General features: G+C 47.2%; 15 protein-coding genes. 8 read left to right on the forward strand and 7 right to left on the reverse strand.

What is annotated here, in order from left to right:
• Positions 1–7: 7 nt before the first annotated feature.
• Positions 8–976 (reverse strand): SMODS domain-containing nucleotidyltransferase, encoded by a 969-nt coding sequence (locus M1P90_RS14485; RefSeq protein WP_483703362.1) that lies wholly within the window; start codon positions 974–976, stop codon positions 8–10.
• A gap of 255 nt (positions 977–1,231) precedes the next feature.
• On the opposite strand from M1P90_RS14485, the gene M1P90_RS14490 reads away from it, so the two are divergent.
• Positions 1,232–2,107 carry a tyrosine-type recombinase/integrase gene (locus M1P90_RS14490; protein WP_483703364.1) on the forward strand — a complete coding sequence of 292 codons (876 nt, stop codon included), beginning with the start codon at positions 1,232–1,234 and terminating at the stop codon, positions 2,105–2,107.
• 994 nt (positions 2,108–3,101) lie between these two features.
• Here the strand turns inward: M1P90_RS14490 and M1P90_RS14495 are convergent.
• From M1P90_RS14495 to M1P90_RS14505, 3 genes are all read right to left on the reverse strand, one after another.
• Positions 3,102–3,509, reverse strand: a complete 408-nt coding sequence (locus M1P90_RS14495; RefSeq protein WP_483703366.1) for a hypothetical protein — start codon at positions 3,507–3,509, stop codon at positions 3,102–3,104.
• A gap of 224 nt (positions 3,510–3,733) precedes the next feature.
• Positions 3,734–4,099 (reverse strand): immunity protein Imm33 domain-containing protein, encoded by a 366-nt coding sequence (locus M1P90_RS14500; protein WP_483703368.1) that lies wholly within the window; start codon positions 4,097–4,099, stop codon positions 3,734–3,736.
• 86 nt (positions 4,100–4,185) lie between these two features.
• Entirely contained in the window at positions 4,186–4,794 is a 609-nt protein-coding gene (locus tag M1P90_RS14505) for a DUF4304 domain-containing protein (RefSeq protein ID WP_483703370.1), read from the reverse strand.
• A gap of 125 nt (positions 4,795–4,919) precedes the next feature.
• On the opposite strand from M1P90_RS14505, the gene M1P90_RS14510 reads away from it, so the two are divergent.
• From M1P90_RS14510 to M1P90_RS14520, 3 genes are all read left to right on the forward strand, one after another.
• Entirely contained in the window at positions 4,920–5,594 is a 675-nt protein-coding gene (locus tag M1P90_RS14510; RefSeq protein WP_483703372.1) for an SOS response-associated peptidase, read from the forward strand.
• 102 nt (positions 5,595–5,696) lie between these two features.
• Positions 5,697–7,187: a hypothetical protein gene (locus M1P90_RS14515; RefSeq protein ID WP_483703374.1), complete on the forward strand. Its 1,491-nt coding sequence runs from the start codon at positions 5,697–5,699 to the stop codon at positions 7,185–7,187.
• Between the two features lie 310 nt (positions 7,188–7,497).
• Entirely contained in the window at positions 7,498–8,640 is a 1,143-nt protein-coding gene (locus M1P90_RS14520) for a Kelch repeat-containing protein (protein ID WP_483703376.1), read from the forward strand.
• A gap of 321 nt (positions 8,641–8,961) precedes the next feature.
• Here the strand turns inward: M1P90_RS14520 and M1P90_RS14525 are convergent, their stop codons facing one another.
• From M1P90_RS14525 to M1P90_RS14535, 3 genes are all read right to left on the reverse strand, one after another.
• A complete protein-coding gene (locus M1P90_RS14525) occupies positions 8,962–9,846 on the reverse strand; it encodes a JAB domain-containing protein (RefSeq protein ID WP_483703378.1) in 885 nt (294 codons plus the stop codon).
• Between the two features lie 182 nt (positions 9,847–10,028).
• Complete coding sequence (locus M1P90_RS14530; protein WP_483703380.1) at positions 10,029–10,424, reverse strand: PIN domain-containing protein; 396 nt, start codon at positions 10,422–10,424, stop codon at positions 10,029–10,031.
• Entirely contained in the window at positions 10,421–10,774 is a 354-nt protein-coding gene (locus tag M1P90_RS14535; protein WP_483703382.1) for a type II toxin-antitoxin system CcdA family antitoxin, read from the reverse strand. The genes M1P90_RS14530 and M1P90_RS14535 overlap by 4 nt, the downstream gene beginning before the upstream one ends.
• A 139-nt stretch (positions 10,775–10,913) precedes the next feature.
• Between M1P90_RS14535 and M1P90_RS14540 the strand changes: the two genes are divergently transcribed.
• The 4 genes from M1P90_RS14540 (at position 10,914) to M1P90_RS14555 (ending at position 14,438) form a co-directional block, all read left to right on the forward strand.
• Positions 10,914–11,711, forward strand: a complete 798-nt coding sequence (locus tag M1P90_RS14540) for a ParA family protein (protein ID WP_483703384.1) — start codon at positions 10,914–10,916, stop codon at positions 11,709–11,711.
• A 15-nt stretch (positions 11,712–11,726) separates the two neighbouring features.
• Positions 11,727–12,014: a hypothetical protein gene (locus M1P90_RS14545; RefSeq protein WP_483703386.1), complete on the forward strand. Its 288-nt coding sequence runs from the start codon at positions 11,727–11,729 to the stop codon at positions 12,012–12,014.
• Between the two features lie 1,872 nt (positions 12,015–13,886).
• Positions 13,887–14,201 carry a DUF2958 domain-containing protein gene (locus M1P90_RS14550; protein ID WP_483703388.1) on the forward strand — a complete coding sequence of 105 codons (315 nt, stop codon included), beginning with the start codon at positions 13,887–13,889 and terminating at the stop codon, positions 14,199–14,201.
• Positions 14,202–14,249: 48 nt separating this feature from the next.
• Complete coding sequence (locus M1P90_RS14555; protein WP_483703390.1) at positions 14,250–14,438, forward strand: hypothetical protein; 189 nt, start codon at positions 14,250–14,252, stop codon at positions 14,436–14,438.
• Positions 14,439–14,754 lie beyond the last annotated feature (316 nt).

Raw genomic sequence — 14,754 nt, forward strand, 5'->3', positions numbered from 1 at the left:
GACCTCCTCATACAAAATAAAATTGGCTCCCAAAAATCTTTTTCCACTCAAGTGTGGCGCTATCGCCGTATTCTGCGCTCTCATATTCGCACGCTTTTATCGCACGCGAGTATGCGCTTTCTGCCTTAGTTTTCCAAGCGTCTCCGTAATAGATCGTCTCTTCTATACCAGGGATTTTACACGAACCATTGGTGTGTTTCAAAAGCTCTTTAAAGAAATCTCTTATTATCCAATCATAAAACATCGAGCTTCTGTTGTAATATTCGTATGTCTGCAAGAAGTTAACAGCGCGTAACTCAATAACGAGCGATTTTATTGGTACAGCACAATATCTCTTCCACGCCTTAATCATTTTGATGAGCCGGATCGTATTACCCTCGGAACGTTTATTCGAGGCGCTTATCTGTAACTTTTCAGCCTTTGGGTTAGTAACTCGCCAACTACCTCCGTTATGTGCGTCTGGGTAAAGATACTGGTCACCGGAAGAATGGAATGCCGGCAGCACTTCTACCTTATATGAAATAAATGGGACATCAACAATTTGTCCGTCGCCACGTATATCCGTGCTTGGATAAGCTTTACGGAGAACATTTTTTACGTCTTGTAAGAGCTGGCTCTGTCCATTATACGGGTCTTTGTCGTATTTTGTATACAAATGTATCGGCATTTTGAAAAGGATATCGATATCGCTTGGAGGTGCAATCTCGGTGTTTTTGCCATACGACCCAACAAGCAAACTTGTGCTATACACCGAACTCTCTTTGAATGTAACTACCGAGGCTTTATATGCTTCTACCAGCTCAGCTTCATAAGCTGCTTCGCTGAAGTAGTCACTAGACTTGGTAGTATCTCCGTAGAAAGCGGTATGAAGTGCTTTACGAACTCCTCGATGTTTGGTGATCGCGTCCCTAATCTGTGCTTCCGTCAACTGGAGGTTAGAAAGGAACGTGTCAAACCGTTGTGCTGTGCTGCTCATTCACGTCTCACGTAAAAACGTCGTGCCCCTTTGTGATGCTGATTATAGCACAGGTGTGCCGCTACTAATCACCTGGTTCCCATAATCCCTATTCTCAGAACCACTCCTTGTAAGATTGCCCATAGACAAGCAATTCGTTGGTTCCATATAATGAAAAAATACCGATGTTATCGGAACCAAATTTTTCCGGATTTTTAGTTTGCGTCTCCCCTGCTCGGTTGCTAAGATGGGGACAGATTGCAGGAGAACCGACCTATGACACAACTGACACTTGAACAAGCACTCGCCAACTTTCTTAGCCAATTGACCGGCAAGAACCGGAGTGATGCGACCATCCGGGCGTATCAAACCGACATCCACCAGTTTCTTACCTGGCTGCATGAGAACAATATGGTTGCCCACTCCCCTACCCAGGTCGAGCGCGCAGACATTACTGACTATCTTACCTCCCTGGCTGATCGCAAGCTCTCAGGTGTATCAAGAGCCCGTAAAGTTGCCGCCCTTCGAGAATACTTCCGTTACTTAGTCATGCACGGCCACCTGGCGAAGTCGCCAATGGACACCGTCGAAACGCCGAAGCGGGAGCGCAAAGACAGAACAGCACTCAGCCGTGAAGAGTACACCGCCCTGCTCTCCTACGCCGGCGGCAGCGCCCGAGACTATGCAATTTTGCAGGTCTTTTTGCAAACAGGGCTACGGGTGTCTGAGCTGGTTGCCCTGCGGATTGATGATATTGACCTTTCAAACCATGTGCTACGGGTACGACTCGGCAAGGGTATGGCCGCCCGCTCGATTGAACTGGAACGGAAAGCCACCCAAGCGATTAAGAACTACCTTATCATCCGGCCGAAGATTCTGTCCGAGCAGCTGTTTCTCAATTACACTAACGAACCGATTTCAGAGCGCGGGGTCAGAAAGCTTGTCGCTAAGTACCTCAAACTTGCCGGCATCAAGAAGAAAGCCAGCTGCCATAGCCTCAGGCATACCTTTGCCACTGCCAAAGCACAACAAGGCGTGAGTGCCTACCGGCTAAAGGATTGGCTTGGCCATGCTTCATTAGAGACCACCCAAATTTATATTCATCTGGGGAAACAAAACGCTCAGCGGGAAATGGAGGCGACGAGTCTATGACAGAATACAGCTTTCCCCCTACTCACAAGTCATACAGCGAGCGTGCCCGCGATGCCAAAGCCAAGCGGCGGGCAGTGCTTGAGCGTGTGAGAACACAACGGGCACAAGCGTACAAAAAGACAGTTTCCGAGTGGATGAAGGATGGTGCAATCATTCGAGGGAGCGATTTAAAGAAGCGGTATATGGCTACGTAATCAAATCATAAGTTTACCGATACTAACTATAAGAACCAATATGCCTGTCAATAAACATCCGATTTGGGTAATAATTACTGTCGTTCGCCCAAATGCCCATTCAGGAAAAAATCTCCCGAACATTTGTTTTCTGAACTCCACCGCCGACTTGCCTAATTTTCTATGGAACACTGCAAAAAGTAATCCTGTTACTGCGGTAACTATATAAAAAGATCCAACTTCCATAATTTATTGTTTAAATCTTACCTTAATCGACCGAGGGCGACATTTAGTTAATTGTCTTCTGAACACTGTCCATCGTATACGACCTTTATATCTCTCCATGAATGCTCTTGTGCATATATAGCGTTACATCCCGAAAATCTTACTTTTACGGATCGATTATCCTCCCATGAGGATACCACAGAAGAATTCGATCCCCTTAAAATCAAAATATCTTCACTATAACTTCCGTCTAACCTTTCAAGAAAATTATGTTTTATACGAGTAACTATTAAATCCGTGGTATAACGATCAAGCAATGGACAAGCGGTTTTCTGAGCTCGTATAAAATAATTACCATCCGGAGACAAATCTTTATCCGTTAAGTAAACTATATCGCATGTTTTGTAAATTGAAAACGTTACTCCCCCTAAGGCGAGAATCGCTGCCATTCCTATAAAGAAAATTGTTTTCAGCATGTTGCAGGGATTATAGCAGAAATGTTATTTGAGGCTAAGAGAGACGAGAGCAAAACCGATGCGCCTGGAAGGTGGTCTCAATTTTGAGACAGAAGAATTAAATGTGCAAGCAGAGGTCAGTTAATATCTTAAATCATTAATTTTATCTACTAATTTATTCCACTCCATATCGTATGCCTGTTTATCTCCTATATCAGTGGCAATATGATAAGGAACTTCAAGGCTCCCCGCAAGAAAAACTATCTCGTTAATTTCAGGAATCTCTCTTAATTCAGAATCGAACATCCAACCAGCAATCATATATGCAGCAGTTTGCCGTGTAATTTTTCCTCTTTTACTGACTTCTATAAGAAGCTGACAATACTGCTTAAAGAATTGCTGTATGTTTGTTTCTTTAAGACTTGTAAGATACACTTCACTATCTTTTAATTCCTGTATATTATCAATCTCTCCAGTATAGATCTCATCCTCTTCGCCTTTATCAGTCCGAATATTTCTTGTTTTGTAATGTTTACTTTTATCATTCATATCCTCTTAAATCAAAAAAATTAAAGTTGACTATAATGTGTTCAAATATATTTGTCAAACTATTTCCATTAACAAATTCACAAGAACTAGCAGTGAAATCAGAGGATACAATATGGCAGTTGAGATACCTGTACATAATACGACTGTTAATGAAGGCTTGAAAATTTCATTTATCTAAATTATTTATATGGGATTCTGACTAGAGGCTTTTCATCTCATAAATACTAACTCTCTATATGAAGTAAACTTTCGTCAAACCAGACATCTTCATAACCATTATTATCGATTAAAAACCTGAACCCTGGAGGTAATCCTAGATACTTTAAAGTTTGAGGACACCGTTTCTCCAGGTGGAAAATATGTGTACCTTTAAAAAAGTCGTCACTGTAAGAAAACTTTTCTCCCGACCAAATATACCACCCAGACATATCTCCTTTAGGAGGATGACGGAGACCATTAATAGGTGTAAGTATACCGTCTGTATTATCGGATATTCCAAGTCGATGATTCAAGTCAACAGGAGTAAAGGTGGTCGAGAACCTCTGACATACTTCCGCCTGTTGTTTATGTAAAACATCAATATTCTTCATTGTAAATTCTTATATCCACAATCAACTTTGGTTTCATTAAATATGTGTTAGACATAACTACAGATTTGATTAGAATATATGCATGGTCATTGATTGTTGGCTAAATGTTCCGACAATCCATTAATTAGTTCTTTTCTCATTTGTGAACCAAGATTGCCACCGTAATCTTCATCATTCTTGCTAGCTTTTGTCTTAATTAACTCTAGTGCAAAAGGTAAGTTGGTCATTTTCGCGAGCCATGGTAGACCATCTGTGATTAACGCCCGCGCTACATCTTCAATTACTAGATTGAGGTTGCTTCTATCCTCTTTGACATACCACACTTCAGGTCTATCTTTTTTCCAGACATGAAAGTCCCTATCATTGTATGGATGAAATAACTGAGCTTGGTTTATTTTCTTATGTAATCGTTTTTGTACTGAATGGCCATATATGCCAGGCTGCCCACGATAAGACTTATTTAATGGAATTTTGTTGAAATATTTGTAATGAACGTAAAGATTGACTGCAAATGAAAATGTAGTACATCCAACCCCAAACGCAACGTAACTATTAAACAACTGAAAGTTAATTTCTTCAACAGTATCATTGGTATGTCTCCAAGCAGATCGAGCAGAAAAATCTGTAAATCCATTTTCTTTTAGCAAAGGTTTTACAACCTCCCTTATCGCTTTATTAACAACCTTAGAATCCATCTTTTCCGACTCTTTTTTGAATGAGTTTTTCATCTTATTGCGGAGATTATAGCAGAAAGCACGTTTCGAGGCTAAATACTTTCCTCGCGCTTTCGCTCTTTATTCGGTATAATAGCCCTTAATCTATGTGCGGGCGTTTTGGCTTTACGACACCAGATAAACTCACCAAACGGTACTACAATGACCTCGTCCTTCCCCCTGCGACTGAGCTTCGGCCCCGCTACAATATTGCACCCAGCCAAACGATACCGGTCATCACAAATGACCACACACTCGCTTTAATGCAGTGGGGGCTTGTTCCCTTCTGGGCGCGTGAAGGAATACAGATTAAGCCGCAAATCAATGCCCGCGCTGAAGGCATCGAGAGCAAGGCAACGTTTCGCAAACCCTTCCGCACGCAACGCTGTCTCATTCCAGCCAGTTTCTTCTTTGAATGGAAGCGCACGTCAGATACCAAGATCCCCTACCTCTTCAAACTCAAGCAGGAAGAGATATTCTCCTTTGCCGGCATCTACGATGTGTGGCGCGGCGCTGATGGCAAGGAACTGCTCAGCTGTGCCATCATCACCACTGAGCCAAACAGCCTGCTCTCCCCTATCCATAACCGCATGCCGGTTATTCTCCACCGTGACGATGAGGACGCTTGGCTGAGTCCTGACATTATTGAGCCTGAGCACTTGCACCACTTCTTACAGCCATACCCGGCAGATGAGATGGAAGCCTACCAGGTCTCTCGTGCGGTGAACAGTCCAACTCATGACAGTCCTGAACTGATAAGATCTACTTTTCCCGCAGAGTAACTCACCTGCTCCCCTCGTCTGTCCTCTTGGCGCGAAGTTGGCATCTATATTTGCTTTACTTGACATGCTCACTATCAGAATGAAATACTTAGTAGCGTAAAAATGTTCCGTAAAATTGATAGTGTCTATATAATCATTCTTACTATAGTGACCGGCCTTTTATGGTTACCCACCATACACACTCCATATTGGTGGGATTCTGCCGGATTTGTCATTCAAACCGCTCACAGATTTGTTAATACCGGCTTTTTCCCCCTGACAAGCGAATTCACGCAGCTTGCGCACCCTACGTTATTTCCGTTAATTCTTGCTCTAGCATGGAAAATGTTTGGTGAGTCGCTTTTTGTTTCGCACCTATTGAACTTCTTTTTTACACTCCTTGCTGTTCTTGGCGTGTATTATGTCGGCAAAGAGCTAATAAAAGATAAAAATACCGGACGGTTAATGGGCTTGCTCGGCGGCTTGCTGCTTCTTTTTACTCCTGTCTTTCTCGCCCAGATTGGCATTATTTATATGGAGATCCCACTCGCAGCATTTGCACTGTGGGGTTACTACTTCTATCTCAAGCGTAGATTTTCAGCCTACGCAGTTACAGCAGGGTTACTCGTCTTGACAAAAGAAGTCGGTGTACTATTCGTACTGTTCATTGTTGTTTTGCACGCGGTGACCGCTTTGAGAAAATCTAAAACTGGCATTATTGCCCTTGTCACAAAAGAAAGCCTGCTCATCACTCTTCCGCTGATCGTCCTTTTTGGCTGGTTTTCCTACCACAGCGTTGTTACAGGATGGTGGCTAGTTGCACCTGAACTTCAAGAAACATCAATTGGAACGGGTATAAAAACCCTCGGGTTTAATATCAATCTTCTATTCGGCACGCTAAAGTTTGTTTTCTTTGGTCAATGGCGAGTACTTTTGATTGCTGGCATTGTTTTACCTCCGCTCATTAGCTTTTTTAAGTCGAGCAATAATCTGAAAAAGGTTTTCAAATCTTGGCAGGCGGAAAAAGTACCGCTGCTCATTATTCCAATCATTTATACGTTGTTTTTCGCGAAAACGCATTTCCTTTTTCGATATTGTATTGTTGCGCTACCGTTTCTTTATCTTGCCGCACTGTACAGCCTCATCACAAATCTCCAATTACTTAAAGCAAAAAGAATACATGCAATATTACTGACAGCCACCAGCGTGCTATTACTACTTTTCTACTTTAACTGGAATAATCATAGGCAAATAAGCGGCTACTTTTTTGCTCCACTTGAAGATAACTTAGAGTACCTCGATGTTATCAAGGCAGGTACAGATCTATCGCGATACTTTGAACAAGAATATCCAAAGGCAAAAGTTTACGCCTCATTTCCTGTTAACTACATGTTGATGCAGCCACACCAACAGTACGTAGCAAAGCCGATACAAGTAATCGAGTGTGCAAATTATAAGAAAGGTGACAAGGTAGATTTTATTGTTCTTCATCCCTTTTCCCCTGGAGAAGTCAAATGTCTTGAACTAGCACAACAACTACAATTTCGAATCTTTAAAAAGTTTTCGGTGAATGGAAAAGATTTTGTCCTCGCTAAAGGTAAGGGGCCTCAGTAACCATAACCAACTGTTTAATAATGGCTATGACCGATTTCTTTGACATAAAAACGCGAAAAATGATAAACTCACTCAGCCTTTAAGAAAGATATGTCCTTTTGCGACATATTGTTTCGTGGCAAAAATACATAACTTGCACTTTGATAACCCTGATATGAGTTTTATCCTGAGTGGGTAGCATTATGTTGATAAATATTATCCATGTAATGCTGCTCACCTGGGAGTAGCATAAGCCTTTTCATCAACGAAAGGAGAAAGCGATTACACAACTGTCCAGTCATCTGTTCAATCGTTAGCCTAGGAGGACTTCATGTTACGGTCAAAACGAATCATCGGACTGGTAATCATGGCAGCGCTCGTCATTGCCGCAGCATTTCCGGCTGCGCCTGTCAGCGCACTTGGTAGCTGGGCCAACACCGGCAGCTTGTCAGCCGCATATGAAGGGTTGACGCTCACTGTGTTGCCAGCCGAGTCAGGCAATACCTATACCAAGGTATTGTCATCGGGGGCGTACACGACCCTACCCCAATCGTGGTCGAGAATCTATAACCCTTCAACTGGTTCATGGACTTCGGCCAGCAACAATCTGCATGACGCGCGCCACCGCAACACGGCAACGCTTGTCACGATGGGTGACGGGAGTAAGCGGGTGTTGGTCACCGGCGGATTCGGCCTCTTTACCACGCTGCAAACCGCCGAGCTGTTCAACCTATCCACGATGTCGTGGAACTCGTCGGGCAGCACGCTCACCATGCAATCAAAGCACGCGGCCCACGCCGCTGCAAAGCTCAATGATGGGCGGGTGCTCATCGTCGCTGGCGACAGTGCCGCGAACGGCGCGAGTGAGATTTACGACCCAACGAGCGGCACAGACGGAAGCTTTTCAACAGCTGCCAATCTGCCGCAGGTTCGTGCGAATCACACAGCGACTACACTAACCGATGGGAAAGTTTTAGTCGCTGGCGGCTGCTGTGGGTCAAATAACAAGTACACCTACGTATACAGCCCAACCATCGATACCTGGACAAAGACAACCGGCGATCTGACCAACAACCATGACCGCGGAGTAGCTGTCTTGCTAAACAACGGTAAGGTTCTGCTTGCCGGCGGATATAGCACGGGAAGCACAACCACGGCTACTGCCGAACTCTATGATCCGTCGACCGATACCTGGTCGACAACCGGCTCTATGAACGTAGCACGTGTGCAGTTCTCACTCACATTGCTAGCGAACGGAAAAGTTCTCGCAGCCGGTGGAACCAATAATCTCAGCTCAACGGAAATCTATGACCCTTCGGCCGGCACCTGGACAACCGACACATCCATGAGCACTGCGCGGTACAACCACGGCGCGGCTTTCATCACGATGAGTGATGGCACGAATCGTGTTCTCGTTGCGGGAGGGGCTAACTCATCAGGGCGGACATCGTCAAGTGAACTTTACACGCCGTAAGACCGGATAGACACAATTACTATGCCACCAACGTGGCATAACTGATATAGCCTGTCTGGTTGCGTAATGGCCGCTCACATTGGATATGTGGGCGGCCTTTTTGGTTCTGATTACTCGACTTCTCCACATCCCCACAGTCATTTTTCACCACTAGAATAGCTTCAACCATAAATATCTAGCCGGGTTCCCGATTTTTCTGAAGGTTTTCGAAATATTGGATTGAAGGTAGAAGGATTATCTCAATCTCTTCTGCATCAAGTTTGGTTTCAATTATGCCACATACGCTTTTTACAATGTTGTTCGGTCGATATACGCTACACACTACCATCCAAGCCCTTTTTCGCGCATACTCACCCACTTTCCTTGCCCAATAACCAAATGATCGAGACATTCCACATCAAGTAATTTTCCCGCTTCTACTATTTCCCGTGTCACCAAAACGTCTTCCGGACTCGGATTCGGCTCGCCCGACGGATGATTATGCGCAACTATGATGGCTGCGCTGTTAAGTCGGAGCGGTTCTTTATATATCTCCCCTACCCGAATCATTGACGCATTCAGACTCCCCTGATACACCACATGGATTTTTTGCAGCCGGTTTTTGGTATTGAGGCAGGCCACCCGCAATTGCTCTTGGTCTAAATGGGCCATCTCCAACATAAACACAGCGGCAATATCCTGCGGGCTTTTGACTTGTTCTCGGTGGACTGGCCGGAGCATCAGGCTCAACGCATCAAGTACGGCGTGGACTTCTGACGGCATCTCGCCTGGGCCAATGTATGCCTGGGTCAGGTCTTCGCCTCGGGCTGCTAATTGGCGGAGTGTCGGAAAATCCAGATACGGAGCTAAGGCTTCACGCAATGGATGCAGTTCCTCCCTCCGGCGCGGCGATGATCGCCGATGTTCAGGTGTTGCTATCGCCGGTGGCGTGGCTGCCTCAGCTTGTACCGCTCGTTCGATGGTACTTGCTTCGGGCAGTGTACTGAGCGGGGTGGCAAAGATATCACCAGTTGGTGCCAACGTAGCAGCCGCTCGTTTGCGCCGGCGCAACTCTTGGTCTTTGGCCAGTACATGCTCGTAATCAACCGGTGGCATATCAGGCAGCAGCTCCTGCTTCATGCTGTGGTCTTCCGGTACAAACGGCTTCTCAGTGGCTGGAATGGGCGTGCCACTGAAGAGCGGCAGATCCGTACCATCAGGAAACATGGTGGCTGGTTGGTCTGCTTTGGTGCGCCGAGGAAGCTCAGGAGTATGGATACCGAATGTCGGTCGCTCACCCATAAAGGGTTAGCATAGCGTATCAGGGGCGGATTTCTCAAGCACAAGCATATTGTGCGTGTTCGTGCTTGGTTTGGCCAGGTTCTGTCAGTTCACTGTTGCCTATCCTGCTACTCTGCGACCCTTTCTTCTTCGTACAGCTTGAGTTCAGGCATCGGGTAGTCTTTGGTGTTCTTGGTGACGAGCCAGCAGTTGCCCAAATGCGCAGTGGCGGCAATCACCGTATCAGGTGTACTTAACTGTCTCCCCTGCTCTTTATACTCGTGACGCCAGACGCCTGCCTGCTGGGCAATCTCTTTGTTCACCGGCTCAACGACACATAGGGCGTAGAGCTGTGGCAGCAAGCGGCCGGCTTGCTCTGCCGTCCAGCCTGAACGCAGTTCCGTGATCGTCAAGGCTGACAAGGCCAAGGTACCGGTTTTGCTCAGGCGCTGTATTAAGCCTTTGGCTGGCTCTTTGAACTTGAAGAAATCAATCATGACATCGGTATCCAGCAGATAGGTCATAGCAAGCCCAAGCGTTTATCTCGCGCTTTGTCCTCCTCACGCAAGCTGCGTACATAGGCCGTGCTATCGTCAATATGTGTAAACGTGGGTGGCCCGGAAAGGATTGCCTGTAATGCTTGCTCGCGGCGTTCACGCGCCACACGCTCACGCAGTGCTTCACTGATATACTGACTAATGTTTGTGGTGTGCTGTCGCACGTACGCAGCAATATCTTTGGGTAAGGTAATATTTAACCTTGTGTATCCAGTTGCTGTATTCATAGTAGTATTGATACTACAGAATACAACTGCATTTGTCAATATACGCATGTCTTTGTAACACATCTCGCACGTATCATACATCTCACACATGTCATACCTATCACACTGCTCGCACCGTTCGTACCCATCATACCTCTCATCCACTGATGAAACTTCACTATTGACAACGATACCTCGGATTTGTATGATCAGTGTGACATCTCACACATGTCACACCCCTCACACGACCATGAGCTATATTGTTGCTATTTGTAATCAAAAAGGTGGCGTTGGCAAAACTGCACTCACCATCAACTTAGGCGCAGCTTTGGCTGAGCAAGGCCAAAAAGTGCTGCTGATTGACCTTGACCCGCAAGGTCATTTAACCGAAGGCGTCGGAGTCAACGACCTGTATCTGCAAGAGAAGCACAGCCTCTACGACGCGCTCACAATCTCCCACCCGGACAAAGCCGGCTTAATCCACCATATCCCGCATGAGAAATTTGACTTAATTCCCTCTAACTACCAGATGGCCCTCATTGAGCAAAAGCTGTTTATGACGCGCAATCGCGAGCACAAACTGCGCGAGTTACTTGAAGACATCAGCAAGGAGTATGACTGGGTGTTTATTGACTGCCCGCCGAATTTGGGCAACCTGACCGATAACGCCCTCAACGCCGCCCGGATGGTCGTTGTGCCCATTCAAGCCGAAACCACCTCAGTACGCGCGCTCGACTTGCTGTTTGACCAGATAGAAAGTGTTGAGAAGGGCCTGCGGATAACTATTAAGGTATTGGCAGTCGTGCCCAATCTGGTGCAGGATTCCGCGCTGTCAAAACGTATCCTCGGGGATATGCGAGCCTCCATACCAGTCGTGACGCCGGTGGAAATTAAGAAGCGGGTGGTATTGCAGGAAGCGTATGATAAAGGCCGCTCCATCTTTTCTTTCAAAGCACCGAATTCAACTAAGGAGGACGACGCGATTGAACTGCGCCGCCTGTACAATGAGCTGGCACAATTCGTTAGCAAGCAGGCAGCCCAAGCATAATACGTTTTTTAGCATATGGATGATCGACAAGGAAGAATAGCAAAACTGAGCGAACGCTTTAAGCCGCACTCCGGCAGGTCAAAACAAACGAGTAAAGAGCGTGAACGGCGCAGCCTCTACTTAGATGTGGCTCTCATGGCCCGCTTAGACGAAGAACATAAAGCGCTGAACCACCGCACCTATCCTGACACCATCAGCAAATCAGTATTTCTGGAAACGATTCTTGAATATGGCCTGGAAAACCTGGACGCCATTGGTGCCCGCATCGCAGCGGGGAAGGCGGACAAAGGCAATAGCGCGTAACCATTCCCACACCGTTCCGATATCTCACACATCTCACACAAGTGTGAGACATACTACACCTCATCCTTGTATGATATCTCCTACCAGTACGATTGACATGTGGGTGTCTGTTTGCTTGTATAAGGATATTGCCGGGTACTTCGATGATATGGTTTGATGAGGAGTTAGCGAGTACGTATGCGCTTGCATCAGTCACTATCGGAGCACCAGCGGTATGACAAATAAAAAAACGGTTCCAGACGAATTATCGGAGGATAACTCAGCTACAACCGCTTTCACTCTAAGCAAGTAAAGCGTAGCAAAGCCTCCGGTCACTTGTCAAGGGAGGTTTTTTTGTGGCTTTGCTATGCTAGACCTTACTGTCCATTACTCGATCACACTGACACGTACTACTACGGTTCTTCTTCTTGTGCAACCCGCATTCACATATTTGTGGCGCGGGTAGGGGACCAGTTACCCATCCTCACGGCAAGCTCAACTTGCCGGCAGGCTTAACAATACTGGCCGTGAAGCGACTGACCGAGACTCATTGCAACGTGTTCTGCATCAGCAGAACTAGGGGAACTTGGAACATACTAACCTGAGTTACTTCAGCGAGAGATAGAGCTGACAGCGAAAATTCCGAGAGCGTCAGCTCTCGCTAAGTAAGCTATAGATCGAGGGAAAGGAGCGAACGGAGGGAATAAAAATGAACGTGTCTTTGCGCGCCGAAGGCGCAATAGGAAGATAGGACTTGGCGTGGCGAAAAAAGGGGATTGGCTCACCGGTGCCTATCTGGTAAAACAACCCCCGGTTCTAAAACGGCTCTGAAGCCCCGTGTATGATGCTCCTCACTCTTTCATCGTTCCTGTTACAAACTACCGCCTAATCGTCATACAGCGCCTCGTGGACGATACTGCCAGTCGCTCCGGTACTGCGGTTACAGACGATATTTTCTTACACTTAGAAAGCACTTTGGGATATAAAACATCCCCGACTTTCCTCACCATCTCCACAGAAACCGTGCTTCACACCCGTGCTTTATGGTAGTGCTTTAGCCGTGCTGTTTGAAAAGCACCCTTTTTCCCATTGGTAAAGCACACATTCAAGGTGGATTGTTCTCCTCGCCGCGGGCATCGAGCCCTTGCGAGGAGCAAGGGGGGAATAATCGAAGTGCTCATACCCACGCGTTCCGCTGCACTGCGGTGCTGCGTCACTTGGGGCAATCGCCCTTCGATGCGCGTCGGTCTCTCTCCGTTGCGTTCCACTCCACTGCGCGAGCCCGACTGCCAACCCTCCCCGCGCTTCTCAACCCCATCACTCGTACTATTCACACTGACTGTCAAAGGAATATGTTCGTACACATTTCGTGGGGCGCGGGTCCCCGCCACTCGTCGCTTAATGCGCTCCTCGCGGCCCGGGTCGGCAGTCGGGCTCGCTCTCGCTCACCCGACGCGCCCGCTCGCCGGAATTCCCCCCTTGAACCCTCCTTCCGGCTCGCGGATATGGTGGCCCCGCTCCGGCGGGGCGCTTTTTATACTTCCCAACCCACCCACCCTTTTCTTGCCTCGACAGCAGGTCTGTTTCCGAAGCCGCGTGTTCCATCGCATTCCCAAGAACCAATGTGTACTGTGGCCGATTGCGCGTTCCCTTGCCGTTCGCTCAGCTACCGGCAGCAATCCTGTCCTTATTTTCTGACATGATTGCCGCCTACCGCATCGCTCACTCCCCATCCCACTGCTCTGCTTTCTTAGTGTACAGATGCCAGCCACCTTATCAAACGTGCCTCAATCGTTGCCCCTTCTGTATCGTCACGGGTTTGACAAGGTTCCGTCTGCCATCTGTTCGGAGGAGGCGCAGAGCAACCAGCTTTGCAGAAAGGAGGTGAACAGTATGAAGCTGTTGACAAAGGAACTTCGGAAACAATTGCCGCCGTTGTATGCATCAGAACAGGTCGAAGACCCGGTGGTGGTCTGCAAGTTTTTCTATCCCGACTTTCATTGGACATGGTATGCCATTGAGTTTGATGGCAAAGATACCTTTTTTGGGTACGTGGCCGGTGATTTTCCGGAGTTGGGCTACTTTACGCTCTCTGAGCTTGAAGCTACCCGAGGCGTACTTGGATGCCCGATTGAGCGGGATATGTTCTTTCGCCCGCAACCGCTCTCTGAGGTGCGAGAAATCTACGAGCGCGCGAGGCAGGGATAACCTGCCGACGGATTGAGGCTGCATGCAGCCGGAAAGGAGGTGAGACAGATGACTGTCTACAAGATAATCTTCCAGGTGGAAGCGGAAGATGTGCCAGCCGCGCTGGCCAAGCTCAAAGCTGAGTCCGACGTGCTGAAATACGTCGTGTCAGTGTTCCCAATCAAGGAACAGCCACAGGGACAAAACGAAGGCTGGAGTAACAGCTTCAAGTCCCAGTTGTTCGGTTCGAAAAAGTAAGCGTTGTAGGCTTACCGTTCCCCCGACGGTTGCTCGGGGGAGCAGCAAACCTGCAAGCTCCGAGCTGAGTATACCAAGTGCCCGTGACCGCTTGCAAGTAAGCAGCGCCGGCGCGCGGGCGTACCACCTTCATGGTTATTGCGATATTTAGCCCGCATATGATTGGTGACTGTTTAGCTTCCCATCTGCCCGCGCGCCTGATGACTTGACTTGCAAAACCGCAAAATGCTATAAGACACTTGCATTATGAGTAGTATAGAAGCACTCCATCGCCACAAAGAGCACATCGCAAAACTTTTAGCAGATCGCCAGCGCA

The organism is Kouleothrix sp. 19917, from assembly GCF_057073505.1.

Coding starts and splice junctions, on each gene's coding strand:
- M1P90_RS14520 (WP_483703376.1), top strand. CDS start 7,498: ATGTTACGGTCAAAACGAATCATCGGACTGGTAATCATGGCAGCGCTC.
- M1P90_RS14500 (WP_483703368.1), bottom strand. CDS start 4,099: ATGAAGAATATTGATGTTTTACATAAACAACAGGCGGAAGTATGTCAG.
- M1P90_RS14525 (WP_483703378.1), bottom strand. CDS start 9,846: ATGTTTCCTGATGGTACGGATCTGCCGCTCTTCAGTGGCACGCCCATT.
- M1P90_RS14530 (WP_483703380.1), bottom strand. CDS start 10,424: ATGACCTATCTGCTGGATACCGATGTCATGATTGATTTCTTCAAGTTC.
- M1P90_RS14515 (WP_483703374.1), top strand. CDS start 5,697: ATGTTCCGTAAAATTGATAGTGTCTATATAATCATTCTTACTATAGTG.
- M1P90_RS14495 (WP_483703366.1), bottom strand. CDS start 3,509: ATGAATGATAAAAGTAAACATTACAAAACAAGAAATATTCGGACTGAT.
- M1P90_RS14485 (WP_483703362.1), bottom strand. CDS start 976: ATGAGCAGCACAGCACAACGGTTTGACACGTTCCTTTCTAACCTCCAG.
- M1P90_RS14505 (WP_483703370.1), bottom strand. CDS start 4,794: ATGGATTCTAAGGTTGTTAATAAAGCGATAAGGGAGGTTGTAAAACCT.
- M1P90_RS14545 (WP_483703386.1), top strand. CDS start 11,727: ATGGATGATCGACAAGGAAGAATAGCAAAACTGAGCGAACGCTTTAAG.
- M1P90_RS14535 (WP_483703382.1), bottom strand. CDS start 10,774: ATGTGTGAGATGTATGATACGTGCGAGATGTGTTACAAAGACATGCGT.
- M1P90_RS14540 (WP_483703384.1), top strand. CDS start 10,914: ATGAGCTATATTGTTGCTATTTGTAATCAAAAAGGTGGCGTTGGCAAA.
- M1P90_RS14490 (WP_483703364.1), top strand. CDS start 1,232: ATGACACAACTGACACTTGAACAAGCACTCGCCAACTTTCTTAGCCAA.
- M1P90_RS14555 (WP_483703390.1), top strand. CDS start 14,250: ATGACTGTCTACAAGATAATCTTCCAGGTGGAAGCGGAAGATGTGCCA.
- M1P90_RS14510 (WP_483703372.1), top strand. CDS start 4,920: ATGTGCGGGCGTTTTGGCTTTACGACACCAGATAAACTCACCAAACGG.
- M1P90_RS14550 (WP_483703388.1), top strand. CDS start 13,887: ATGAAGCTGTTGACAAAGGAACTTCGGAAACAATTGCCGCCGTTGTAT.